Origin of the sequence: Chryseobacterium sp. BGARF1 (assembly GCF_001677955.1) — a bacterium.
Taxonomy (GTDB): domain Bacteria; phylum Bacteroidota; class Bacteroidia; order Flavobacteriales; family Weeksellaceae; genus Chryseobacterium.
Genome location: NZ_LELA01000022.1, coordinates 23,530 through 48,819, shown reverse-complemented (window position 1 = coordinate 48,819; position 25,290 = coordinate 23,530). Strand labels below are relative to the sequence as shown.

Genomic DNA, 25,290 nt, shown 5'->3' with positions numbered 1-25,290 from the left:
ATAGTTGATAGTTGATAGTTGATAGTTGATAGTTGATAGTTGATAGTTGATAGTTGATAGTTGATAGTTGATAGTTGATAGTTGATAGAAATTACATTTTAATTAACTATAATGCAAATAGTTACTACAATAATTTTAAATTTTTTACACAATTTTAAAAATAATATTCTATAATAATGATTAAGAAATTAATTTTTGCCATGAGTTTTCTGATGGCAATTGCTGTTTTCGGGCAGAAAAAAGATGATACTCAATCCGTAACAGATGCGGCAGAAAAACTCAGATCAGCCATGATCAATGGTGAAAAATCAGCGCTAGAATCATTGATTGTACCGGAATTGACTTACGGACATTCGGGAGGGCATATTGATGATGCCAAAGAATTTGTAGAAAAATTAGTCAGCAAAAAATCTGATTTTTTAACCATTAATATTACTAATCAAAACGTCAGTATCGTTGGAAATACAGCAATTGTTCGACACCATTTTTATGCTACGACGGCTGATCTCGGAAAAGCTCCGGGAGATGTGACTTTGGATATTTTACTGGTTTGGACGAAAATTAAAAAAGACTGGAAATTGCTGGCGAGACAGGCTGTGAAATCGGAGAAAAAAAGTAAATAATTTAAAATTACAGTATCCGCGGACAAAAATATTATGATGCAGATAAAGCAGAAGTAGAAATTTATATTTCAGTTTTTGAATAAAAATACTAGAAGAAAGTGACATTAGAAAATCTACAAAAAGTAACATTAGAAAGTCAAGGCTTACTACACCCATCGCCATTCGGAAAAGGAAAAAAGGCGGTGCTCAATGCGTTGGAACATCTTGGCTACTTGCAAATAGACACTTTATCTATCGTTGAACGTGCGCATCATCACACGCTTTGGACAAGAATTCCAGATTATAAAACGGAACATTTAGATGAACTTGTAAAAGAACGTAAAGTTTTTGAATATTGGTTTCATGCTGCTTCATACCTTCCGATGCGCGATTTTCGTTTCTCTTTGCCACAAATGTTGGACGTAAAACAAAATGAAAAACATTATTACAATGCGGAGCCTAAAGTGATGCAATATGTGCTAGATACCATTCGTGCAGAAGGGCCGAAAAAAGCAAGAGATTTTGAAAATGAATCTAAGAAACCGGGCAGTTGGTGGAATTGGAAACCTACAAAAATTGCTTTGGAACGACTTTTTTTACAAGGAGATTTAATGATTTCGGAGCGTAAAGGAATGCAAAAAACGTACGACATTTCGGAAAGAGTTTTGCCTAAAGATATTGATTTGACTGTGCCAAGTCCTTTTGAATTTGCTGATTATTTAGTAAAAACATATCTGCGAGCTTACGGATTTACAACCGTCAAACAAATCACACATCTTAAAACAGGAGAAGCAATAAGAAAAAATGTAAATGAAGTTTTGCATTCAATGCTTGACCAAGGAACAATACAAAAAATAGAAATTCAAGGTTATCCCACTATTTTTATCCAAACTGACTTAATCGAAAAGGAGATTAAAAAAAGTGACTTAAATAGTAGAATTTTATCACCGTTTGACAATTCTATCATTCATCGTGAACGCATTAAGCATTTTTTCAACTTCGATTATCGGATAGAATGCTATACTCCAAAAGAGAAAAGACAATATGGTTATTTCTGTTTACCCATCTTATTTGGTAACCAGTTGATAGGCAGAGTAGATTGCAAAGCTCATAGAAAAGAAAAACAATTGGAAATCATTCATCTTTATATAGAAAATCAAAATTTCGATATTGAATCGTGGGCAAAAGGTTTTATAGAATCTATAAAACACTTCGCAACTTTTAACGGTTGTGAATCTATTCAACTCAACCAAGTAAGCCCATCAAACTTAATAAACAGACTAAAACAAGAAATGTAAATATTACAAAGCAGATAAATGCTTATTTCGGAACATTTCAGTAAATTTTAGTCAAATTCAATATGTAACAAAAAAAACGGACTAAAGCCTGTTCCTATTGATAAAATTATTCTATTTCATTTTTTTCTGAATTGTAAAACTTCCAGTCATAACAAATTAAAAAAAATATTATTAAAATGGGTCTCGACTTAACACTTTTTGCAATTTCAAACAAAGCTAAATTTATTCTTGAAAAAGCTAAAGTAAATGAAGATTATGCAAATGATTTTGATAAAATTCAAGACATAGACAAACTGAAATTACATCTTAGAATGATTCAGTCAAATCCAGACGGAACTCCAGAAAATGTTTTAAAAGAATTAATTGAGGACTCAAAGGTTGTTGTATCACATTATCCAGACAACAAAATCGATAAGTTTCGGTTTTATAGCCAAACTCGTGGATATGAAACCTTAAACTATCTTTTAATTAAATTTTTAAAATCGAAAAATATTAATTTTGATAATACTAAAGTATTTTTTGGAGGAACTGATATTATAAACAATTCTCAATATCTACGTTTCCAATATTTCGATAATTTTAAAACCTTAGAAATCTCTGATTTATTACAACCTATAGATTTTTCAGACATTGTAGAGTTTTACGACTATGATAAAATGAAAAATTTAGTTTATAAATTGATAAAGCCAGAAAACCTAACCGATTTAAAAGACGAGTTTGAAGAATTAAAAGCATTTTTTAACGAAGCAAAACTATTGAATGCATTTGTTGTGATTAAAATAAGCTAAAATATATTTCTATGTACTTAGCTTGATTTAAAATTTGTTCTGAATATTGGTTTTGGCTAAAGTCTCTGAATTGGTTACAAAAAAAACGGACTAAAGCCCGTTCTATTCTATTTCGTTTTTTACTGAATTGTAAAACTTCAAACATCCCACCTCCTGCTTCCAGCTTAAAAACTACTTTACTCTAAATTTCTGCAGATCTTCAGGCTTATCACAGCAAACCTGCTCCATCACTTGCCTGAACTGCATTTTAAGCATTTCAATAATATGGTCACCACCTTTATCACCTAAAGCTCCAACGGCGTACATAAAAGTTCTTCCCATAAAGGTAAATTCTGCGCCACAACTCAAAGCTCGGGCAACATCAGGACCGGTTCTTACGCCGCTGTCCATCATTATTTTGATTTGACCTTTGTATTTTTCACTGATATCTTTCACTACAGCAATCGTAGATTCTCCTGCATCAAGCTGCCTTCCTCCGTGATTTGAAATAATCATTCCGTCGAATCCTAAACGAACTGCTTCTGCAGCATCTTCGTCAGAAGCCACCCCTTTAATGACTAATTTTCCTTTCCATTTATCGCGAATAGCTTTTATTCTGTCTGAATTTAATCTACCGGAAAATGTAGAATTCATGAACTGACCAAGTTGTTTCACGCCCATATTTTTATCCATGTATTTTTCCATGGTTTTAAAACTTGGAACTCCGTGTTTAAGTATTTCCAAACACCATTCTGGTTTTGCCAAAGCCTGGGAAACGTTTCTGAAATTCAATTGAGGAGGCATTGCCAAACCATTCCTGATTTCTTTCGCTCTGTATCCAAAAGTCGGAACGTCTGCCAAAACAACCAAAACATCGTAACCTGAAGCTTCGCAACGGTCTAGAATATCGTCACGCAACCACTCTTCTCTCGGATGGTATAATTGATACCAGGCTTTTCCTTCTGTTAATTCAGAAATTCTTTCAAGACTGCTTGTCGTTACCGTACTTAATATGAAAGGAATATTATGTTTAAAGGCTGCTTTCGCTAAAATTTCCGGTGCATTGGGCCACATCAATCCTTGCAAACCAACAGGAGAAATTCCGAAAGGTGCAGAATATTTTACGCCAAACAATTCAGTTTCCATATTGGCTTCCGCATAATTATTGTTCAGATATTGCGGGCGAAGCAAAACTTCTCTCAATTCGCTTGTATTTCTGTCTCGGTTGATGTTTTCGTTACATCCGCCATCGAGATATTCGAAAGCGAAACGGGGCATTCTTTTTTTTGCTTTTTCGATTAACAATTCGAGTGATGCATATCTTGTATCAAATGGAAACGCCATAATCAGTTGTTAGTTGTTGATATTTGGTTGTTGGCTTTAGGTTTGTCATCAACTGACAACGATCAACCAACAACAAAATTTAATAATTTAAAATTAACGGTTGAAGCACTTTCATCTGATAATGCTGCTGTAAAAAAGTTTCGTCTATTTTTTTGTTTGAAATCACCATTGATGCTCCCAAAGCCGATCCCAACGGAGAGTGTGTAGACATCACATTGTAATGCTGAAAATGATGAGACATCAGTTTCATAAAAACATCATTGTCTGTAAAACCGCCGTCAATATAAATATTTTTGATCTCTGAATTTCCGATGGCATTTGTAATCGTATGAATCTGCAGATCCATCAATTCAATCATCAGTTGGTGATACGCTTCTTCAAAGGTAGCAAATGAATTTAAATCTGTTGCTGTAATCATTTTTCGTTTTAAAATGATCCCTTCAAAACGAAAATAGATGGCTTTGTGTTTCATCAAACGAAGGTATAGATCCTGATCAAATTTCACTTCTCTGTGGAAACCATATTCTTTTCCGTAATAAGCACACAGTTTTTCGACCTGGATCTTGTATTCATTTCCCATAAAGAAACGTGATGCTTTCACACGTTTTCCGTCAATCCGCATATAATTCAGGCAGTTGTTTTCGATGTCTTCATCGGTCAAGCTTTCATCGTTAAATGGATTTAAAGAAATACTCCAGGTTCCCGTAGAAAGCAATAAAAACGGTTCTTTTTTACTTAAAATATAAGGTAAAAGTGCTGATGAACTGTCGTGAATTCCGACACCGATTTTAATTTTTTTATTTCTGTAAGAAGTGTTGATACTTGCAGAAGTTGGAACGATTGGAGGCAATAAAGCATCAATTTCTTCTTCGTAAACCCAATCGTGATAATCTGCTTTGTCGTAATCCCAAAGATTCGTGTGACAACCGATTGACGTGAATTCTGAAACACAAATTCCAGTAAATAAATACGATAAATATTGTGGTAAATGTAAACTGTAACGGATTTTTTTGAATATTTCCGGGTGTTTATATTTCAACCAAAACAATTGCAATCCTGAATTCAGCATTCCCGCTTGAGGTGAAGCTGTTTCACGGGCAATTTTTAATTTTCCGCCGTGTTTTTCGTAGAATAAATCAAGAATATCCTGATCCATCGGTTTGGTATAGTTGTACAAAGGCGTAAGAACATTTCCTTTCTGATCCAAATGCACAAAACTCGCTCCGTAAGTGGAAAAATTAATGGCTTTTACTTCAAAATTTTCATCATCCAAAATAGCATTAAAGTTTTCTTTGATCCAATTTTGCAATGCCGGAAGGTCTTCTGTGGGATAACCGTCTTCGTCTGTCGTGAGCGGTAATTCTGTATATTCCCGAACGACCTCTTTGTAATTTTTATCAAATAAAAAGAATTTTTTATTGGTCTTTCCAATATCAAATACGATGGTTACCTTTTTCTTGGACATTCTTATGATGAATTATTTTTTTATTATTGTCATTGCGAGGAACGAAGCAATCTTTTCAACGCAAAGTCCGCAAAGATTTCTTTTAAAATACTTTACCTATTTTCGTTCGCAAAGGCGTTTCACTCAGCAAAGATCTCGAAGATTTTAAATCTTGTAAGAGTTTTTTAATTAAATCATTAAGGAGTGTTTAGACAGCAAGAAAATACTTAACAATCTAAACACTTTTACCTTAACGAAACTATATAAGGATACATATAATTAAACTCTCAATTGCACTTGAAAGTTGAAATTATCAATTTTAAAACAGGTTTTATAATCCTGTTGCTTTTACATTTAAACCTCTTTCGGAAATCAATTGCTCTCTTACTTTTAGGTTTCTGTAGGTTGCTATTGGGTCTAATGCGGCACCTGTCTGTAATCTCGCCGCTCTTAATAACGGACGAACATCTGTTCTGTAGGCATTCTGCAAAATATCTTGCGCCAAAACAACATCATTATTTTGTTGTGCTTCTTTCAGTGCTTTTTGATCAACTAAAAGTGCCTGTGCATAAGCAATTAAGATAGCTTCTAAAGACTGCAATAAGTCTTCCAAAGGATCTTTGATGTTATGGCTTGCATCGATCATCCAAGCCGGATAAGGATTGTTGGGATTGTTTTCCATTCCGTACACCAATTCATTGAAAATCAAGAACAAAGCATAAGGTTTAATAGAACCAACCGTTAAATCATCATCTCCATATTTGCTGTCATTAAAGTGGAAACCTCCTAATTTCCCTTTATACATCAAGGTTGCAACGATTTGCTCAATATTTGAATTCGGTAAATGATGACCAAGATCTACCAAAGTATAGGCTCCGTCTCCACAAGCATTTGCAAGCATAAACGACGTTCCCCAATCCTGAATGGTCGTTGAATAAAAATTCGGTTCATATGGTTTGTATTCGATGAACAATTTCCAGTCTTCCGGTAGATCTGAATAGATTTCTTTTAAACTTTGTTCAGTCTTAGCCAAAGCCGTCTGGAAATTCAATTGTCCCGGAAAACTTGCTCCGTCTGCCAACCAAACGGTTAAACTTTTTGAATCTAATTCTTTTCCAATTCTGATTACTTCTTTATTGTGTTCTACGGCATACGCTCTTGAATCTTCATTTACGGCATTTAAAGAACCAAATTTGTAAGATTGCTTTGCTCCCGGCTGATCTTGAAATGTGTTTGAATTCATTGCATCGAAGATTAATCCGTGAGATATTGCTTTTTCTTTGATTGCTTTCACATCAGTCGGAATATCCCAAGGAATATGAAGAGAAATAGCGCCTGCAGAATGCGTTAAAGCGTGAATTAACCCTACATCATCTAATTTCTGTTCTAAAGAAGATGGTTCGCCACCGTAAGAAAATCTTCCGAAACGGGTTCCGCCTGCACCTAAAGCCCAACTCGGAATTGCCACCTGGAATTCGGCAATTTTGTTGACAATATCTGAAACATTTGCTCCTGATCTTGCTAATTTATCTGATAAATAAGCGTAGTCTGAATTGAAATTTTCGACTTCGTTTTTATTATATTGTTCAATGATATCTTTTCCTATGATCATAGTTTATTTTTTAATTAGCCTTGTCAAGGTTTAAAACCTTGACAAGGTTGAATTGAATGCTTAAAATTACTATTAAATATTAATCCTGCCCCTGCAGGGCTCCGCTACGTTTTCGAATTTCACTCATCATAGGGCTTCACCCTATGCTATTTTATGTCACCCTTTCAGGGTTTTATCTTAATTCAAACTTTTTCTACTTGATACCCCTCATTGCAGCCCGACTTGAACGGAGCTCTTTTTGTGAGGAGGTACGACGAGCAAAAAAGCGGGAGTGGAAGGCGGATCAAGCTGCCCAAATAAATTGAAGTTAAAAACTGACAACTAAAAACCGACAACCAAAAATATTATCTCGGGAAAGCATTTGCCATTCCGCCATCTACATTGATGATATTTCCTGTGGTCTTATCTAAAATGGCTACACAAGCGAAAACTCCGTTGGCAATATCTTCCGGAAGAATAATTTCATTTAATAAGTTTCTCTTTGCGTAGAAAGCAGGCAACTCTTCAACGGTAATTCCGTTTGCTTTTGCACGACCTTCTGCCCAAGAACCTTCCCAAATCTTGCTTCCAACAATAACCCCGTCTGGATTTACAACATTTACTCTGATTTTATCAGCCGCCAATTCTGCTGCCAATAATCTCGTCATGTGTTGTTGCGCTGCTTTTGCAGTTCCGTAAGCTACATTGTTTGGTCCCGCAACTAAACCATTTTTACTTGCAATATTGACGATATCACCACCTAAATTTTGTTTTTTCAATATTTCAGCACCGCTTTTAGCTATCATAAACTGACCTTTTACCAAAACATTTTCCAGTAATTCCCAATCTTTTGTAGTCGTGTCTTCCAAAGATTTAGAAATCGCCAAACCTGCAGAATGTACAATAATATCTACTCCGCCGAATGCTAAAACGGCTTCTTTGAAAGCATTTGCAATTGCTTCTTCGCTTGTCACATCACAAGGAACGGCAACCGCTTGGTCTTTGCTGTATTTTGAAGTTACCTCTTCTACCGCCTCCTGATTAAGGTCTGTGAAAACAACCACTGCACCTTCAGCAACCATTTTATCAGCAATTGCCTGTCCGATTCCACCTCCTGCTCCGGTTACGATTGCCACTTTTCTTGAAAGAGGTTTTTCTTTAGGCATTCTTTGCAATTTAGCTTCTTCCAACAACCAATATTCGATGTCGAAAGCTTCTTGTCTTGGTAAAGAAGTATATTCTGAAATAGCTTCTGCACCACGCATTACATTGATCGCGTTTACATAAAATTCGTTGGCAACACGAGTCGTCTGCTTATCTTTTGAGAAACTGAACATCCCTACTCCCGGATAAATGATGATCACCGGATTCGGGTCACGCATTGCAGGGCTGTTTGGGTGCTTACACGTTTCGTAATATTCTTTGTATTCTTGTCTGTATTGTTCGAAAAGTGGATTTAATTTATCTAAAATAGCTTTAGAATCGCTTAAATCTTCATTTTTATCTAAAGTCAACACCAAAGGTTGAATTTTTGTTCTTAAAAAGTGATCCGGGCAAGAAGTTCCAAGCGGAGCTAATCTTTCCAAATCATTACTGTTGATGAATTCTAATACCACATCGCTGTCGGTAAAATGACCCACCATTCTGTTTTCAGAAGAAGCTAAACCTCTTAATAAAGGCATCAATTGAGCAGCTTTGTTTTTACGTTCGTCAGCTGGTAAAGATTCTACTTTTTGGCCTCCGAAAACCTGCCCGTTCTCTTCATTTTTTTTAGCGATATATTCAGAAGCGGTTTCAATTACTTCCAAGCTATTCATATAACATTCGTAAGAAGTATCGCCCCAAGTGAATAATCCGTGGCTTCCTAAAACGATTCCTCTAATCCCAGGATTGTCAGCAAGACATTTTTCAAGCTGCAAACCTAGATCGAAACCAGGTCTTTGCCAAGGAACCCATCCCATTGTGTCGCCCCAAATTTCTTTGGTAATTTTTTCGCTATCTTTTGCTGCTGCAACTGCAATTAGTGCATCCGGGTGAAGGTGATCGATGTGTTTAAATGGAAGTAAACCGTGAAGCGGGGTATCAATAGAGGGTGCTTTGCTGTCCAAATCGAAAATACAGTGATCGAATAAGCCAACCATTCTGTCTTCGTCTGCTAAACCTTCGTAAACATTTTTAAGATTTCTCAGTCTTTCGGTATATAATCCGGCAATCCCTTTTCTTGTCAACGTTCCGATGTCACCACCTGAACCTTTTACCCACATTACCTCAACCTGTTCGTTAGTAAGCGGATCTTTTTCGATGGTTTTGCAACTTGTATTACCACCACCATAGTTGGTAATTCTAAGGTCTGCTCCTAATATGTTTGAACGGTATAAAAATAAAGCAACCTGATCGTCTCCCAAAGAAGCTGCTTTGCTTTCATCCCATAAATAATCTACGTATTTGAATGTTTTTACGTTTTCCATTTGTTTTCTTTTTGTTTTCTGAATTTTAACCCAAATTTAGACTGTAGTATTTTTTACAGCATCCCGTACTATACTGCTGAATCGATTATTTAAAGATAAATTAACACTGATATTTATCACGTTTCGATTCAGCTGTACAGTCATTTCATTAAGGTTAAGAATAAATTAATATTTGATCGGTGAATAGTTTTTAAATTAATACCCAGGAAGTTGAGTAAGATTCGGATTATCGACCAGCGGATGACCAGCAGAAGCTGCCGCAAACGGAAGCAATTCTGTTTTATTAGGTACAAATCCGTAGAAAAGACCGTCTCCACCACCTTCGATCCAGTTTGGATAGGTTCCTCCATTTTCTGCTGAACCCGTTGGTTTTGTATAAATAATATTACCAACCTGAAGTTGATTGAAACCTGCTGTAAATCCTACTGCTTTTCTAGCGTTACCATTAAATGTACTTGTATAAGCCTGGAACATATTGGCAGGATACCATTTGTCGTCAGCTGTTGACGTTTGTCCGTTGGCTAATGCTATAGCCTTTAGAGTCGTTTGATACGCCGCATAACCAGCCGAACTGGTAGGAACTGCCTGAACTTGTGCAATCTGTGCAGGATTTGTTAAATCAATATAAGTAATCGCCAAGAACGGATCTCCGTAAACCTGTGCATTCTTATGATATTTGTAAAGACGGTAAACCGGTGTTGACGCAAACTGGCCAGTACGGTTTGATAGATTTTTCATTGCCGTTTTTGTTGCATCAATTTCACTAGCGATACGATTCATTCTAATTAGATCTGTACGAAGCATAAATTCATCTGAAAATTCCCATTTACGCTCCTGAACAAGCGCTGATTCAAAAGCTTGCTGACCACCTGGAATTGGTAATGACCCGATTCCAGCACGGTTTCTTACTTGTTGTAATGCTGCAATTCCTGCGGCTGTAGGTCCTGAATTTAAATAATTCTGTGTTTCTGCGTACATCAATAAAACATCAGCATATCTGATAATAGGAATATTCAAGTTACGTGAATCTGCAGCTTGTGGCTCTACACACCAAGAGATTCTGAATTTGCCCGGCATAATACAAGAATAAGTAGTTCCTACATCTACCCAAGTATCTGATGCAGCACCTCCATTTAAGAAATAAATACTGTAAGAAGTAGTCGCAACATCTCTGCGTTTATCTGTTGCATTAAAAGAAAGATAATAACTTGGAAGTATAAACTGTAAAGCTTTACGAGAACCATAAGTACCTCCTCGTGAACCCGGATGTGCATACACTCCAAATGCTGAATTGGTATTTGGACCATAGGAAGCAATATGCCAAAGCATTTCCTGATTTACCGCTGAAAAATTTCTTCTGTCGAAATTAAACCACAAAGCTTCAAAACCACTTTTTCCGCCTTGAGCCTGAACTAAACTGTTGGTACCTCCATTAATTACGGCAGCAGCAGCAGTATCTGCAATTTGATATAATTGTTGTATTCTTGTGTTATCAGGTCTACGAGACATCGTACCCGCAGCGCCTGTATTGAGATCCCAACGAAGAGAATATCCTGCTGCATACAAAGCGATTTTTGCTAAAAGTGCATTGGTTGACTGCTTGTTTAATCTTTCCGGCGTTCCGTTAGAAGCAGGCATATTATTTATAGATTCTTGTATATCTGCAATTACTTTATCATAAATCACGTCACGAGAAGCACGTTTAGGATAAAGCGTATTAGGGTCATTAGGATCTGCCTCTTCTAAAGGTATCCAAATTGCCGGTACGTCACCATAAACTCTAATCAAATTATAATAACAAAATGCACGAATAGCCTTTGCTTCTGCCAATAATGCATCACGCTTTTGGCTTGCGGGCATATCTGGTAATCTATCGATGGCGATATTGGTTCTTTCTATTACCGCATACATGGCAGAATAGATTCCTGTAACGGTATTCGGTGTTTTTGAATCGTACTGAAAATTACAGATATTGTATTTAGAATTATTGGTTGATCCGTCTTCCGCAGAATGAGTAACCGTGTCACCAGCTCCCAATTGATAAAACATTTCGGTAGGAACAAGACCTCTATATAACCCTTGAACAAAAGCATCTGCAGTTTCTATATTGGTAAATACAGATTCTGTATCTGATGAATTATAAGCAGGTTGATTTAAAAAATCGTCACTACACGAATTGATGCTTAAACCAGCGATCAAAATAGTTGGAACGATGATTAATTTCTTTAAAACACCGCGATTAGTAAATATATTTTTCATGACTGAAACATTTAAATATTAAAAAGTAAGATTGATCCCTAAAACATAACTTCTAGATCTTGGGAATGAAGAATTGTCATAACCAGGCGTAACAGCAACACCGCTTGCCGCAGAGACTTCCGGGTCAAATCCTGAATACCCCGTAATGGTTGCTAAATTATTAACAGTTGCATAGATACGTGCATTTGATAATTTAATATGGCTTAAAAATTCTTTAGAAAAAGAATAACCTAATGTTACCATAGATATTCTTAAATATGAACCGTCTTCTACATAATATGACGAAGGATAAGTGATATAGCTAGAATTGGTAGTCCCCAAACTCCAAAGACTAGAATCTTCATTAGGATTAAGCTCTTTTAATCTTACTAAACTTGTTGCAGCTTGTCCTGTATTTGGATCAATCACATGATAATAGTTGTCACCGAATTCTGAAGGTACATTCTGGAACATTGCATACGGACTCATACTGTGCTTGGTAGCATTGTAAACATCACCACCCACGCTGAATTTTAAAAATACCGCAAGATCGAACCCTTTATAAGAAAAATTATTACTGATTCCCCCAATAAAATCAGGAGTCCCATTTCCAATTTTCACCAGTTTTCTTGTAAACTGATCACCTGCCTCATTATCAGCAGCAAATTTAATATCACCCGGTTTTGGAGTTCCTGAAGCTGGTTTTACTACTCCTGGTTTTAGGGTTAATGTTCCGTTTCCAGCTTGTGTAAAGTCATCAGTGGTATAAATTCCCTGATATACATATCCATACATATCTCCTAATTCTTCTCCAACGGTAGCATAATAGGTTACCATACCTGATCTGTTACCTCCTACACTAAAGTTTCTGAAATTTCTTCCCTCGTCCAGAGACAAAACTTTAGACTTATTAAAACCTATATTGGCATCGGTAGACCATCTGAAGTTTTCAGTTTTTAAATTGATAGAGTTTAAAGTAAATTCCATACCGGTATTTTTCATAGAACCGACATTCACAAACTTACTTTTATATCCTGTAGACGCTGGAAGTACAGTTTCTAATAACATTCCGCTTACGTTGTTATTGTACCATTCAGAAGTTAATTTAATTCTGTTATTAAATAATGCAAGATCAACCCCGATATTTGTAGACCTCATTTCCTCCCATTGTACTATACGATTACCCAAAACACTGCTTGTCATTAAAGCTAAGTTACCAATAGTATTATTTGAAGGATAATCAGTTCCTACTACATTAGTTCGGAATACGTTATTTGGTATACTATTATTTCCAACTATTCCGTACTCATATCTAAACTTTAAATCATTGATATAATTTTCAATTTTAGAGTTTTTCCAGAAACCTTCTTGTGAAACTCTCCAAGCCACAGCTGCTGATGGAAATGTTCCCCATTTTTTATCTGGTCCAAATTTGGATGAACCATCTCTACGAATAGTTCCTGTTAATAAATAACGATTGTCATAATTATAGTTTACACGTGCAAAATAAGAAAGCAGAGCATTAGGATCTCTGTCCGAATCTTGACTAGCAATTGTCCCAAGTTTTATATCATCTAGCCCAAAATTCATAATAGAAGGAAACTTCACCAATCTAATACTATTGCTTTCATTCTCTTGATAGATGATTTCATTACCAATTAAACCAGTCAGTTTATGTTTTTCACCTAAAGTCGTATTATAAGTTAATGTATTCGTAATTTGGTAACGGTACGCTTCAGAATTTGCAATACTTCCGTTGATTCCTGTATTGATAGGATCTGTAAGAAATGCTCGAGAGTTTTTATCTGAAAATGAAGTAGATTTACTGTTCGTCCAATTATAAGAACCTGCCGTTCTGAATGTAAGCCCTTTAAACAAATCAAATTCAAGACCTACATTCGCTAAAAATGTTCTAGCTCGTCTATTTGAAGTGGATGCTGCTGTTTCTATGTATGGATTTTCTGTATCAAAAGAAGAATCTAAACTTGAATAATCACCAAAAGTTTGTGTATTAAATAACTGATCCTGATTAAACAATGTACCTCCCGTAATCGGCTGAAGAAGTATTTTTTTCATTCCTGAATACATTCCGCCTCCGTTTGTAGAATTGGAAGTAAACATTGAACTGAAATCTAAACGTATCCCTTTATACAATTCTGAATTGATATTGGCACGCAATGAATTTCTTGTTTCGCTATAATTTTGTAATAAGCCTTCCTGCTTATTGTAATTATAGCTGATGAATGCCTGTGTTTTATCTGTACCAGCAGAAACGTTTACGTTATGATTTTGAGTCAACCCTGTCCCACCAAGCATTTTTTCCTGCCAGTCTAATCCGTTTTCTGATCCGTATCGATTGTTAATCCTGCTAAAAGCACCTGTGTAAAATCCTGGTGAATCTATCCCTAAGCTATTATCAAAGACATTACTCCATTGGGTTGTTTTACCCTGAAGTTGTGCCATTTCGTACTGATATTTCACATATTGCTCAGGATTTGAAACCATATCCAGTTTCTTTGAAAGCATATCAAATGCCATAAAAGAGTTATACTGAATCGTGGTTCTTCCTTTTTTTCCGCTTTTTGTTTTGATAACAATAATACCGTTGGATCCACGAGCTCCATAGATTGCAATGGCAGAAGCTCCTTTTAATACATCAATACTTTCAATATCATTCGGATTGATGATATTTAAAGCATTATCTAATTGAAAACCATCTACAATATACAACGGTTCTGTACCCTGAGTAATAGAGGCCCCCCCACGAATGGTAACGTTTGCCCCTGCTCCGGGAGCGCCCCCCGCAGTTACTATATTTAGACCTGCAGCTCTCCCCTGTAACGCCTGTAAAGCATTCATTGCCGGTGTAGCTGCTAAATCTTTTGCAGACACTGAAGAGACAGATCCGGTAAGGTCAGATTTCTTTACTTTACCGTATCCAATCACTACTACCTCTTCAATTTCTTTCGTGTTAGTCTTTGCAGAATCACTTACTGCCTTTTGTCCAAACATAAAGCCCGACGCAAGCAAAAACAGCGGTGCGATGAGTGGCTTAAAATTCTTCTGTTTAATTATTAAAGACATATATATTAACTTTTATTTACATTAATTATCAGAACACCAAAGTACACAGTTACACAACTTCTGGCATCCTGCAATATCCTGCATCATAAATCTCATAATTTATCTTAATTATTTACAAATAACAATTGTAAATTTTAAAATAATTGATAATTCGATTATATGAATTCAGGAAAAATTGAAAATTATAAACTACATTATAAAATAATATCATGAGATACCCCGATAGAAAATCAAAATGATCATTCATTATTAGCATAAAAAAGACAATGAAACTATCAGTGCCTTATTGAGCTTTTAACTCTTAACTATATGAATATGATAAAAAAGACAAATTTTAATATAGCCTGGCAATACAGCCTTGATTATTGCAGGTAAAAAACCTCCTCTAGCTGTATACTTATTGGAGAATCATCAGCATTGGTCTGCATAATATCTTTCATGTACTTCCACCATTTTTGCATAATTGGATGAAGTGGAAGATCTTCATATGCTAACTCATTATTACACTTTAAAACTCCAAACAAACCATTTGTTTCTTCATCTAAAAAAATAGAATACTCTGCAACACCTGATTCCTTAAGTAAAACTTTGAGTTCCGGCCAGATCTTGTCGTGACGTTTTATATATTCTTCTTTGCAGCCTTCATTAAGAAACATTTTAAATGCAATTCTTTTCATCATTAATTATCTTAATGAATTTCCGTATCCTACAATCAAAATAGAAACAAACATTATGATCATCCCCACAACGATCGTAGAAATCGTTTTTTTGGAAACCCCTTTCCATTCTTTGATGATCACGCCCCAAAGATTAGCGATTAAGATGATAAATGCCATATGCAAGATCCATGAGCTTGGGCCATTACCCATTTTACTTTCTCCCATTCCGTAGAAGAAAAACTGTAAAAACCACATCGTTCCTGCCAATGCACAAAAGATGATATTTTTTACAACAGGTACATTTTTTTTGGTATAATCTGTATATGATCTATTTTTAAATGAAAGATATAAGCAACCAATAAGATTAGAAGCCATCCCGCCCCAAAGTACAACGACATACGTTACATTATTCTGAAACAGAAATTCTCCCTGATTCGGATTAGCTAGTTTCCAAGCTTCATTAGCCACAGATGCCATTGGCTTCCCAGCTTCAAGTCCGAAATTAAAACAAGCACTTAAAACTCCTGAAATAATAGCAACGGTTAAACCTAATCCAAATTTATATTCTGTTTTTACTTCTACACCATGCGGGTCTATAGAATCTGTTTTAAGTTCTTTATCTTTCATCACACCGGCCTTTCCACTGATGATAATTCCGACAACGCAGACTAGGAGTCCCAATAAAACAAACTGCCCCCAGCTGCTGGAAAACATTAGACCTATATTATCTTTTCCTGCTTCAGGAGAAAATTCATAATAAATAGATGGAACAAGCGAACCAATCACCATGGTAAGTCCCAACATGATGCTGCTTCCCAATGCGACCCCTAAATACCGAACTCCTAAACCGTACATAAAACCGCCTATTCCCCAAAGAGCTCCAAATAAAAATGTAAGTCCTAAAATTGATGAAGACTCATTTTTTATAATTTCCCAAAAATCAGGAATCGTTAAAAATGCGGCCAATGGCGGAACAATGATCCATGAAAAAACACCTCCGATTAACCAGAATGTTTCCCATTGCCAACCTTTTACTTTTTTGTAGGGTAAATAAAAACTTCCCGAAGAAAATCCTCCTAAGAAATGAAAAAGAACTCCTAATAATGCATTCATAATTTATCGTATTGGTTGAGTTTGAAAATTAACAAGATGTAATCGATTGCGCATCTTGTAGTGTCATGCTTAAATTTCTGAAAAAATAAGAATATTTTAAAGATTTCACATAAAACCTGTAAGTTCCTTTTTTTTCTATGAGTTACAGATAATTCAAACTAATATCAATACGGTTGATCTTTCAGAAATGAATGGTGAGCTCACAGATATTTTAGATTTTCCACCTACTATAAGAATTCAATTTTTATGTGTTATTTCACAGATACTAGCTTTATTCAACAAAAAAGGCTTAATAACAAAAATTATTAAGCCTTTACATCTATAATTAAAAGTTGATCATTTATTTCAACTTGTAAACTTCACTTCCTGCTAATAACAAACATCCCAATCCGTAATCTTCAAAATCAGGAACTTTGTCGATTGATAAAGGTTGTCCGTCTTTTGGTTCTTTTCCAGTTCCCTGTACCCAACCTAAAAATCCGTTTGGCTGAACTGAATCTTTTACAATTGCATTCCAGGCTTTTACTAAAACAGGCAGATAAGTATCTCTGTCAATCAGATTATTATTAATTCCATACGCCATTCCGTAAACAAACAAAGCGGTTCCTGTCATTTCTTTTCCTCCAAAATTAGTTGGGTCATGCAAACTCACATTCCAAAAACCATCTTCTCTCTGGATTGGGAGCAAAGCCGCCAACAAATCTTTATAATCCTGAAGATATTCGTTATAATGCGGGTCTGATTTGGGTGTATCTTCAAGAGTTTTCGCCAAAGCAGCTACTACCCAACCGTTTCCACGGCTCCAATAACAGTCTTCACCATTGGGTTCTTTGTAAGGGAGTACAAAATCTTTATCTCTCCACCAGATTTTGTCAGCCTGATTGTACAAACCATTTCCTCCATGTTTATATTTTGTATAAGCATACATTTCGTAATTTCTGTCGAAATATTTTTGCTCACCAGTAATTCTCCCCAATTTAGTAAAGATCGGCATTGACATTTGAAGCGCATCGATCCACCACCAATCATCAACCTTTTTAGTTGCGATCATACTGTCCATCGAAGCTTTTATATTTTTAATTCTCTCAGGATGTTTTTTACCATCGATTTCGTAAAGGTCAATATAAGTTTGTCCACAAGCCTGGTGGTCTGCATTTCGGGTATACGTTCCGCGCATCAGATCCCATTTGTGATCATTGGCCCACGACATTGCGTAATCGTAGTATTCTTTTTTCGGATCAACTTTATATAAGGCAATAAGCCCTTCATAATAAACAGCACGAGTCCAAAGGTTACTTGGCCATACTTTTTTACCAACGATATCTTTTCCCGTATCGGGCCATTTATTCATAAAATACTGATTGGCTCTTCTTGAAACTTCCAAAACCTCTTTTTTGTTGGGAAGCTCAACCTTTGCTGATGCATTGTTTTTCTGAACAGAGCAGGAAGTCATTCCCGCCAGAATCAGTGCAAAAAAACCTGTTGTTAATAGTTTTTTCATAAGTATATATTTATTTTTCTTTTGTTTTTATATTTTTAAATGCTCAAAAATCATTGCGACCTTGGCGTTTAAAATATTAATTATTATTTCAAATACTTTCTTAGTTCACTTTTCTTTAAATCTTTGATTCCTTTTGCCACCAATTCTGCATTGAAAATTGCTCCTGCTTCATTAGTATGTGTATGGTCTTTCGGGAAGAATGTTTTTACTTTTTCAGAGCCTATTTTCTCATATTTTTCGATGACCATTGTATTCAAATCAAGAAAATAAGCGCCTGTTTGTTTCGAAACTTCTTGTGCCCAAACTCCGTATTGGTCTTTGTTAATTTTATTTTTATCATCAAATTTAAATCTCGGAACTGGTGAAAAAATGATAGGAATTGCCCCTTTAGATTTTGCTTCGTTCGCATATTTTCTCATATAATGACCGTAGGTATAAACCGTTTCATTCACTTTTCTAATGGGATTATAAATATCTTTCGATTCATTTCCAATGCCTTTGATCGTACCTCTTGCTCTCAAAGTATCGGCCAATTCTCCACCGTCGTTATGACCGAACTGCATCAAAACATAATCGCCTTTTTTAATGGTTTTCATGATTGAATCCCATCGTCCTTCTGTGATAAAAGTTCGGCTGCTTCGTCCGCCTTTCGCATGATTTTGAATTTCGATTTTATCTGTATTAAAATATAAATTCATAAAACTTCCCCATCCCCAAAGTGAATCTGCGCCTTTTCCGGAACCGTTTTGTACCGTTGAATCACCAATAATATATAACACAGGTTTGTCTTGGATCTTTTGAAATGAAGCTGCAATAATTACAATTAAAGCAATAGCTGGAAGTAAGAATTTTATTTTCATATTATTTTATTTTTGAACACGAAGTTCACTTAGTTTTTCTATTTTAATCTTAATATTTTGTTTTACTGAGCGGTAATTTCATATTAAAGACCATCGTGAAAATCTTTGATTTTCAAAACTTATGTGTTCTTATTATAAGCCGAATCACAAACTTAAAATAACTAATGTGTTTAAAATCTTTTGTGACTTTTGCAGTTAAGATTTATTTCTTTTTAGTAAAAATATTCGGTTTCGGAATTTCTTTTACCGACTCATCCAAATAATAATCGGTATGCGGAGGTTGATTATATCCTACATTTTGCCAAACGATACTGAGGCGATATTGCGGGTTATGCATCAAAGTATACAACCTGTGCTTCGTTGGAATTGTGGTGCTGAAAATTCTCAATTCCTTGTTATCAGTTGTTCTATACATCACTTCTTCACGCCAATCTCCAAAAAGATCGGCAACCAGAGATGGATTTTTCTTTGTTCCATTATTCGATTCACACTGAAAATCTTTTGCATCTACTATCACATTCGTTTTTTCTTTCTTCCAATCCCATTTTGAAATAACAGTTCCGTCTAAAATTTCGCTTAAAAAATCACCATCCCAATAAATTCCCATATTAGCAGGAGGATTTTTCTCACTGATTTTTTTTCCTTTTGCACTGTAAACGCCTTTCAAACCGGCACCTGCTGCCCAAGATTCTGAACCGTCATGACGAGGATCAATATTTAAAGACAAACCTCTTCCCGGTCCCTGAAATTTACCTGCTTTACTATAAACTGTCGAAGGTAATTTCCATAAAACTTTTCCGGTTCTTCCGTCTCTGAAATGAGCTCCCGCATCATCAAATCTCTCCTGAATGTCGAAAATTTCCAATCCGGGATTTGATGGGTCTAAATCTCCAACGTGCAACGCATCGCCGTGACCGTAACCTGTACTGTTCAACACTTTTCCATCGTCATCAACCGTCATTGCACCAAAAATAATTTCATCTTTTCCGTCATTATCAACATCGGCAATGCTTAAATTATGATTTCCCTGTCCACGATATTTTTTATTGTCTTCTGAACTTTCGGTATCGAAAAGCCAACGAAGACTGAGTTTTTTATCTTTATAATCCCAAGCTGCAATTGCTGTTCTGGTATAATACCCTCTCGACATAATCACACTCGGAGTTTTTCCGTCCAAATAAGCAACAGCTCCCAAAAATCGGTCGAGACGATTTCCTTTAGCGTCACCCCAAGTTTCAGTCATTTCTTCGTTGGTCGGATTCAAGCTGCCTGCAAATCTTGGAACTTCATAATTTACGGTATTAATTTCTGCTCCGGTTTCTCCATTAAAAACTGTCAGAAATTCCGGCCCGGAAAGAATCATTCCGTTTTCGTTGACGTAATTTTTGGTGGAGTCACCAATGAATTTTCCTTTTCCGTCTTTGCTTCCGTCGGCTGTTTTCATTACGATTTCAGCTTTTCCGTCCTGGTCTAGATCATAAACCAAAAACTGTGTATAATGCGCTCCTTCTCTTATGTTTTTGCCTAAATTAATTTCCCACAAAAACTGTCCATCTAGTTTATAAGCCTGAATAATCGGCGGGTCTGTCTCTCCTTTCTGGCTGTTGTCGTGCGACCTTCCGGTTTGATGAAGAATGATTTCGTACTCTCCGTCACCGTCCAAATCAGCCACTGAAGCATCATTCGGAGTGTACCCTTCCGGAGTTTTTAATGGAATTGAAAAATAAGGTTTTTGATTCGCTGTATATTTTGCATAATCATAATTGACAGTCAAATCCTCACCATAAGATTGAATAAAATAGGTGTAATCTTTCCCTTTTTTTGCCGCTTTATCTAACAAGTTGGTTCCTTCAAGAAGTGGTTCTTTATTTAGTTTTTTTGTATAGGCACCTTTTGTGCGATATTCTGTACGATAAACATCAAATTTCGCATTTTGTTCCTCTGTTCCCAACAAACGCCAACTCACAAAAACGCCTGATTCTGAAGGAATCGCAACGATTCCTCTTTTCAGGTATTCCATTTGTCTTTGGGCAAAAATTGTTTGCGAAAGAAAAATGGCAGATGTAATTAATATGTATTTAATTTTCATAATGCACATTATTTTTCATTTTTTTCTATAAAAAAAGATGAAGCAACAGGTCGCTCCTACGGAGCTTGTTTGTATGTTCTTCATTTTATCTATTAACAGTAAATCCCGCTGGGATTTTAAAAAGTTCCTTTAGGAACGAACTGTTAATAGAAAATAATTATTAAATGAATTAAAGCTCTAGAAGAGCGACCTGTAAATTATATTTCAATTTTTTATCTGACAAGAATAATTACTTTACGTTTTACCAAAAGCCAAATTTTAATCTTTGCCTTCCGAAATCAACTTGCTTCCCTTTGTTATCCTTGTCAAGGTTTAAAACCTTGACAAGGATTTTTTACATTGAATCTCTCGCAGCCCGACCTGAGTGGAGCTCTTTTTGAGAGGAGGTACGACGAGCAAAAAAGCGGGAACGTAGGGCGGAAAAAGCTGCCCAAATAATTTTAACTACACAACTTCAATCGATTGCATAAATTCAATTATTTCGTAGAAACCTGCTTCAACAACCACTTTACCCATTCTTCAGTTCCCTGATAATTCGTGAAATCTGCGGGTAGTTTTTTGCCGTCGATATATTCGTTGTAGCACCACGGGTCACCCAATGCGAAAACGGTTCCTTTACCTATTTTTGCGATGGCTGCGATGTTTTTGTCTTCTGCATACAGCAATTCTTTCGCCGGACTTTTCACAGAAATTGTCGCCACTTCCTTCATATATAATTTTTGTTCGGAGAAAATTTCGTTTTCTTTCGGAACCATTACTTTTCCTTGTTCAAATTCTCTTTTCTGAACGCGGTTGTAACTGTCTTCATTGAAATGAATTCCAAATTTATTTGCCAGCTTATTGAAATTCTCAAACTCAGAATTTCCTTTATCGTTGCTCAGTAAAACCAAAACACCTCCTTTTTCTACCCATTTCACGAGGTTTTTAATGGATTTGACATCGACAAAATTCGCTTTTCCGCCGGATGCTTCTTTGTCGATATCCGCATCGACGATGATGTAGACATTGGCATTTTTTAAGTCATTTTTTGATGGAGCTGTAGTCAGCGTACCGATCTCTGCACCTTGCTTTTGGAAGATCTCTCCTAACAGAGAAAAACCTCCATTGGTGGTATCATTCCATGTGTAATGCCAAGACTCTAAGGCTTTTGTTTCTTTATTTTCTCTTTTCTCATTGTTGAAAAAGTTATCTAAAACAACTTTCGGTTTCTGTTGAGCACTGGTAAACCCAACGGTCAGCAAAGTCCCTACAACGAATGATTTTATGATAATTTTAGTCATAATTAATTTTTATTTTGAATAATAAATTGGAATTAATTGAATTTCGCCATCCAAACCAGAAGGCTGAACTTTCCAATTAGATGCATCGAAAGGCTTGTAGTTAATATTCACAAAGTTGATTTCGTGATAATTTCGCCATTCAATTTTATTTTTATCCATATAACGGATCCGGTTGGCCATCAGGTTTGAAACCTCGATCTGAATTGTGTTTTTGCCTTTTTTAAGATATTTTCCGACGTTGATCTCAAACGGGTTGCTCCAGACAATTCCTGCTTCTTTTCCATTGACGATTACTTTTGTACTTTCAAACAATTTGTCAAATTTCAGTACAAAATCGTCTGCTTTTTTCTTTAAATCGAATGTTGTTGTATAAACTCCTGTTCCCGAAAAACTTTGCGTTGAAGCGTCTTCAGTAAAATTCGTCCAAGGTTGAAGTTTCTTCAAAGTTCTTGATTTCGGAAGTTCGGGACCTCCTTCTTTGAAAGATAATTGCCAAGGTTGATTTAAAATAATAGGAGCGTCAGTTTTTTCAATATATTTCCAATTAACAATGGAATTATCTGCAGTTTCAGAAGCTTTTATAATAATTGATTCTCCAGATTTCAACTGGATTTTCACTGAATTATCATCAGTTTCAGCGATTCCAAAATCACCATTTTCAGGGTTCATCAAAGCGACTTGTTTCCCAACAAAATTCAGTGGAATATTTTGATTGATTTCCTTTGAAGTGTGATTGACAATGTAATAATATTTTCCACCGTCGAATTTTCTTCTCACGAATTTCAATCCGGTATCCGTTAGTTTTTCTCTTTCGATTTTTAAAAATTCTAACCCTTTTTCAACATTGGAAGTCAAGATAATTTTTCCTTTTCCAAATGTTGCAAATTTAAAATTTACATTTTGCTGAAAAGGAATGGATTTCCATAAAGAATTTAATTCAGTTTTTCTTTTTTCTGCTTCAAAATATCCCGGAATATTTTTCGGTTCGTTCTGAAATATAATAGATGCGCCGTTTTGAGCTAAATTTAAAATATTTTTCAATGTAGATTCAGGTAAATAATCAAGTTGTGGAATGATGAGCACTTTATACGAACCGCCTTCTTTTGAAACCTGAATATTTTGATTATACAAATTCGCTTCGCTAATCATTTTATCGGAGACCATATCTAAAGAATAGCCTGATTTGCCCAATTTATCAAGGTTTTTATAAAACGCGGTCGGTTGTAACCATTTTTCAATATTATGAATTTTAAAGGCAACATCTTTTCCTTTCGGACTCGCCCATTGGTCGTAAATTGGCCAGTAAATCAACAGTTCATTATCTGATTTTCCGCTTTGTAAAACACTTTGAGTTCTTGCCACGTAAGAATTTAATCCACTTAACTGTGGCCACAAACTGTTCTCGGGCACAAAATTAGTCGATGCATAAAACAACCACCCTGGAAACTTTACATCAGCAGGCGTGTAAGTCGTTCCGTGATAAAAAACATGATTAATTCCCGATAAAAAAACCTGCTCAACTTCAGGTTTTGCCTGTGACCAAGAGGTTTTAAAATGCTCAGTTAGCCACGTAAAAGTTTCATTCGAAATCAGTTTTTTCCCCATCACATTAGCTACCGAAGAAGAAAACTTCAACATATTGATATCAGGAACATCTGATTTTTGAATATCGGCACTATCTCTTTTTAAACCTATAATATCAAACGGCGTACTTCCAAAAGTTTCAGATTCCGGAATATCGACTGCAGCATACAAATCCAGTAAATTACCCGGCGAACCGTGTGCTTGATTGGTATTTTTTGAGTTTTTGGAATGTGCCCAATTGGTAAAATCTTTGGTAAAGCGGTTTAAAATAAGGTCGCTTAAAGTTTCTCTGTAATCAGATTTTATTCTTGTCGCAATTTCATTTTCTTCATTGTTCACCAAATATTTGATGTAAGGGCTTAAGTCGTAACCACGTCTTTTTTGAAATTCTTCTTTAAAATCTGGCGTCCAGTCTGCATTGTAAACTTCGTAACTATCATTGAAAAAAGAACGAATTCCATAATTTGAATTGCCAAAAGCCTCATCGAAAGTTTTCAGATAATCTTTTGTAGCATTGGGTGAAAAATGGTCTAAAGTGTAGCCTTCACCGCCCGGAGCGGCACGTTTTACTTTCTGTAACGTTTTACCAATAAAAACTGCGTAAACTGTCCATTTCCCTGAGGTAGGTTTCCAATTTAAAGTTCCGTCTTGAGTCACTTTATCTGTTAAAACAACAGCTTCATTTTTCTCATTGTAAGCTGTAACGATATCAAGTTTTGTAGTTTTTAAATTCTTCTGTTTTTCATCTTTTAAAACAATCTTTTCAGAAAGCTTTTCATTTGATTGAATATCGTAAGTCTGAACTATCATTTTTGTCGCCGCATCATTTTCACTGACTTGCGAACCGCCAATTGGCCAACCAGTTCCAACCGACATATCGACGCCCATTTTCAAGCTTTTAGCTTTATCTGTAGTGAACTGCAACATTTTCATCCATTCTGGAGAAAGATAATTGATGTATTTATTTTCAAAATCTTTTGCTCCGTAAATCGGGACGATTTCTACCCCTCCAAAACCTGATTTTGAAAGTGTAGTTAATTGTTTGTCTAATCCTTTTTCGTCAACTGCACTTCCCATCCACCACCAACGCGTCCAGGGTTTGGCAGTTTCGGTAACTGTTGGCCAGGGATTTTGTGCGGAGAGATTTCCGAAGGCAAAACAGATGACACTGAGCTTTATGATATTTTTAATTCTCATTATTCAACTTTTTATTTTTAGTCACAAAATATTTTTTCAACACATTAGTTATCTTCAAGTTAGTGATTCGACTATTGAGAAGAACACTTAAGTTTTTGAAAATCTTTGATTTTCTTTTTATATACATCTTTTTTATCAATCATTTTAAACTTTAAAAACTTAAGTGTTTAA

Annotated in this window: 16 protein-coding genes; 3 read left to right on the top strand and 13 right to left on the bottom strand. The window is 35.6% G+C overall.

Annotated features, from left to right (window positions below):
- The first annotated feature begins 176 nt into the window (after positions 1–176).
- The 3 genes from AB671_RS04195 to AB671_RS04185 all read left to right on the top strand — a co-directional run bounded on the left by AB671_RS04195 (position 177) and on the right by AB671_RS04185 (position 2,688).
- Positions 177–623, top strand: coding sequence for a nuclear transport factor 2 family protein (locus AB671_RS04195; protein WP_066679728.1), 447 nt, complete (start codon positions 177–179; stop codon positions 621–623).
- 98 nt (positions 624–721) lie between these two features.
- Entirely contained in the window at positions 722–1,900 is a 1,179-nt protein-coding gene (locus AB671_RS04190) for a winged helix-turn-helix domain-containing protein (protein WP_066679727.1), read from the top strand.
- 176 nt (positions 1,901–2,076) lie between these two features.
- Positions 2,077–2,688, top strand: coding sequence for a DUF1877 family protein (locus tag AB671_RS04185; RefSeq protein WP_066679726.1), 612 nt, complete (start codon positions 2,077–2,079; stop codon positions 2,686–2,688).
- 171 nt (positions 2,689–2,859) lie between these two features.
- Here AB671_RS04185 and AB671_RS04180 read toward each other — a convergent pair whose 3' ends face one another.
- From AB671_RS04180 to AB671_RS04120, 13 genes are all read right to left on the bottom strand, one after another.
- The gene (locus tag AB671_RS04180; RefSeq protein WP_066679725.1) at positions 2,860–4,011 is read right to left on the bottom strand and encodes an alpha-hydroxy acid oxidase; all 1,152 of its coding nucleotides are present in this window, start codon (positions 4,009–4,011) and stop codon (positions 2,860–2,862) included.
- Positions 4,012–4,090: 79 nt separating this feature from the next.
- On the bottom strand, positions 4,091–5,476 hold the full coding sequence (locus AB671_RS04175; protein WP_066679724.1) for an FGGY-family carbohydrate kinase: 1,386 nt from the start codon (positions 5,474–5,476) through the stop codon (positions 4,091–4,093).
- Between the two features lie 310 nt (positions 5,477–5,786).
- On the bottom strand, positions 5,787–7,067 hold the full coding sequence (locus AB671_RS04170; RefSeq protein WP_066679723.1) for a sugar isomerase: 1,281 nt from the start codon (positions 7,065–7,067) through the stop codon (positions 5,787–5,789).
- Between the two features lie 344 nt (positions 7,068–7,411).
- Positions 7,412–9,514, bottom strand: a complete 2,103-nt coding sequence (locus tag AB671_RS04165) for a bifunctional aldolase/short-chain dehydrogenase (RefSeq protein WP_066679722.1) — start codon at positions 9,512–9,514, stop codon at positions 7,412–7,414.
- 195 nt (positions 9,515–9,709) lie between these two features.
- The gene (locus tag AB671_RS04160; protein ID WP_066679721.1) at positions 9,710–11,773 is read right to left on the bottom strand and encodes a RagB/SusD family nutrient uptake outer membrane protein; all 2,064 of its coding nucleotides are present in this window, start codon (positions 11,771–11,773) and stop codon (positions 9,710–9,712) included.
- An 18-nt stretch (positions 11,774–11,791) separates the two neighbouring features.
- The gene (locus AB671_RS04155) at positions 11,792–14,836 is read right to left on the bottom strand and encodes a SusC/RagA family TonB-linked outer membrane protein (protein ID WP_066679720.1); all 3,045 of its coding nucleotides are present in this window, start codon (positions 14,834–14,836) and stop codon (positions 11,792–11,794) included.
- A gap of 362 nt (positions 14,837–15,198) precedes the next feature.
- The gene (rhaM, locus tag AB671_RS04150; RefSeq protein ID WP_317040106.1) at positions 15,199–15,516 is read right to left on the bottom strand and encodes an L-rhamnose mutarotase; all 318 of its coding nucleotides are present in this window, start codon (positions 15,514–15,516) and stop codon (positions 15,199–15,201) included.
- 3 nt (positions 15,517–15,519) lie between these two features.
- Positions 15,520–16,608, bottom strand: a complete 1,089-nt coding sequence (gene rhaT / locus AB671_RS04145) for an L-rhamnose/proton symporter RhaT (protein ID WP_066679719.1) — start codon at positions 16,606–16,608, stop codon at positions 15,520–15,522.
- Between the two features lie 340 nt (positions 16,609–16,948).
- Complete coding sequence (locus AB671_RS04140) at positions 16,949–18,109, bottom strand: glycoside hydrolase family 88 protein (RefSeq protein WP_066679718.1); 1,161 nt, start codon at positions 18,107–18,109, stop codon at positions 16,949–16,951.
- Between the two features lie 83 nt (positions 18,110–18,192).
- Positions 18,193–18,969 (bottom strand): rhamnogalacturonan acetylesterase, encoded by a 777-nt coding sequence (locus AB671_RS04135; RefSeq protein WP_066679717.1) that lies wholly within the window; start codon positions 18,967–18,969, stop codon positions 18,193–18,195.
- A 202-nt stretch (positions 18,970–19,171) separates the two neighbouring features.
- Positions 19,172–21,058, bottom strand: coding sequence for a rhamnogalacturonan lyase (locus AB671_RS04130; protein ID WP_066679716.1), 1,887 nt, complete (start codon positions 21,056–21,058; stop codon positions 19,172–19,174).
- A 476-nt stretch (positions 21,059–21,534) separates the two neighbouring features.
- Positions 21,535–22,338 (bottom strand): DUF4350 domain-containing protein, encoded by an 804-nt coding sequence (locus AB671_RS04125; RefSeq protein ID WP_066679715.1) that lies wholly within the window; start codon positions 22,336–22,338, stop codon positions 21,535–21,537.
- 9 nt (positions 22,339–22,347) lie between these two features.
- Entirely contained in the window at positions 22,348–25,119 is a 2,772-nt protein-coding gene (locus AB671_RS04120) for a glycosyl hydrolase (protein WP_066679714.1), read from the bottom strand.
- Positions 25,120–25,290 lie beyond the last annotated feature (171 nt).

Coding starts and splice junctions, on each gene's coding strand:
- AB671_RS04195 (WP_066679728.1), top strand. CDS start 177: ATGATTAAGAAATTAATTTTTGCCATGAGTTTTCTGATGGCAATTGCT.
- AB671_RS04185 (WP_066679726.1), top strand. CDS start 2,077: ATGGGTCTCGACTTAACACTTTTTGCAATTTCAAACAAAGCTAAATTT.
- AB671_RS04180 (WP_066679725.1), bottom strand. CDS start 4,011: ATGGCGTTTCCATTTGATACAAGATATGCATCACTCGAATTGTTAATC.
- AB671_RS04175 (WP_066679724.1), bottom strand. CDS start 5,476: ATGTCCAAGAAAAAGGTAACCATCGTATTTGATATTGGAAAGACCAAT.
- AB671_RS04170 (WP_066679723.1), bottom strand. CDS start 7,067: ATGATCATAGGAAAAGATATCATTGAACAATATAATAAAAACGAAGTC.
- AB671_RS04165 (WP_066679722.1), bottom strand. CDS start 9,514: ATGGAAAACGTAAAAACATTCAAATACGTAGATTATTTATGGGATGAA.
- AB671_RS04160 (WP_066679721.1), bottom strand. CDS start 11,773: ATGAAAAATATATTTACTAATCGCGGTGTTTTAAAGAAATTAATCATC.
- AB671_RS04155 (WP_066679720.1), bottom strand. CDS start 14,836: ATGTCTTTAATAATTAAACAGAAGAATTTTAAGCCACTCATCGCACCG.
- rhaM (WP_317040106.1), bottom strand. CDS start 15,516: ATGATGAAAAGAATTGCATTTAAAATGTTTCTTAATGAAGGCTGCAAA.
- rhaT (WP_066679719.1), bottom strand. CDS start 16,608: ATGAATGCATTATTAGGAGTTCTTTTTCATTTCTTAGGAGGATTTTCT.
- AB671_RS04140 (WP_066679718.1), bottom strand. CDS start 18,109: ATGAAAAAACTATTAACAACAGGTTTTTTTGCACTGATTCTGGCGGGA.
- AB671_RS04135 (WP_066679717.1), bottom strand. CDS start 18,969: ATGAAAATAAAATTCTTACTTCCAGCTATTGCTTTAATTGTAATTATT.
- AB671_RS04130 (WP_066679716.1), bottom strand. CDS start 21,058: ATGAAAATTAAATACATATTAATTACATCTGCCATTTTTCTTTCGCAA.
- AB671_RS04125 (WP_066679715.1), bottom strand. CDS start 22,338: ATGACTAAAATTATCATAAAATCATTCGTTGTAGGGACTTTGCTGACC.
- AB671_RS04120 (WP_066679714.1), bottom strand. CDS start 25,119: ATGAGAATTAAAAATATCATAAAGCTCAGTGTCATCTGTTTTGCCTTC.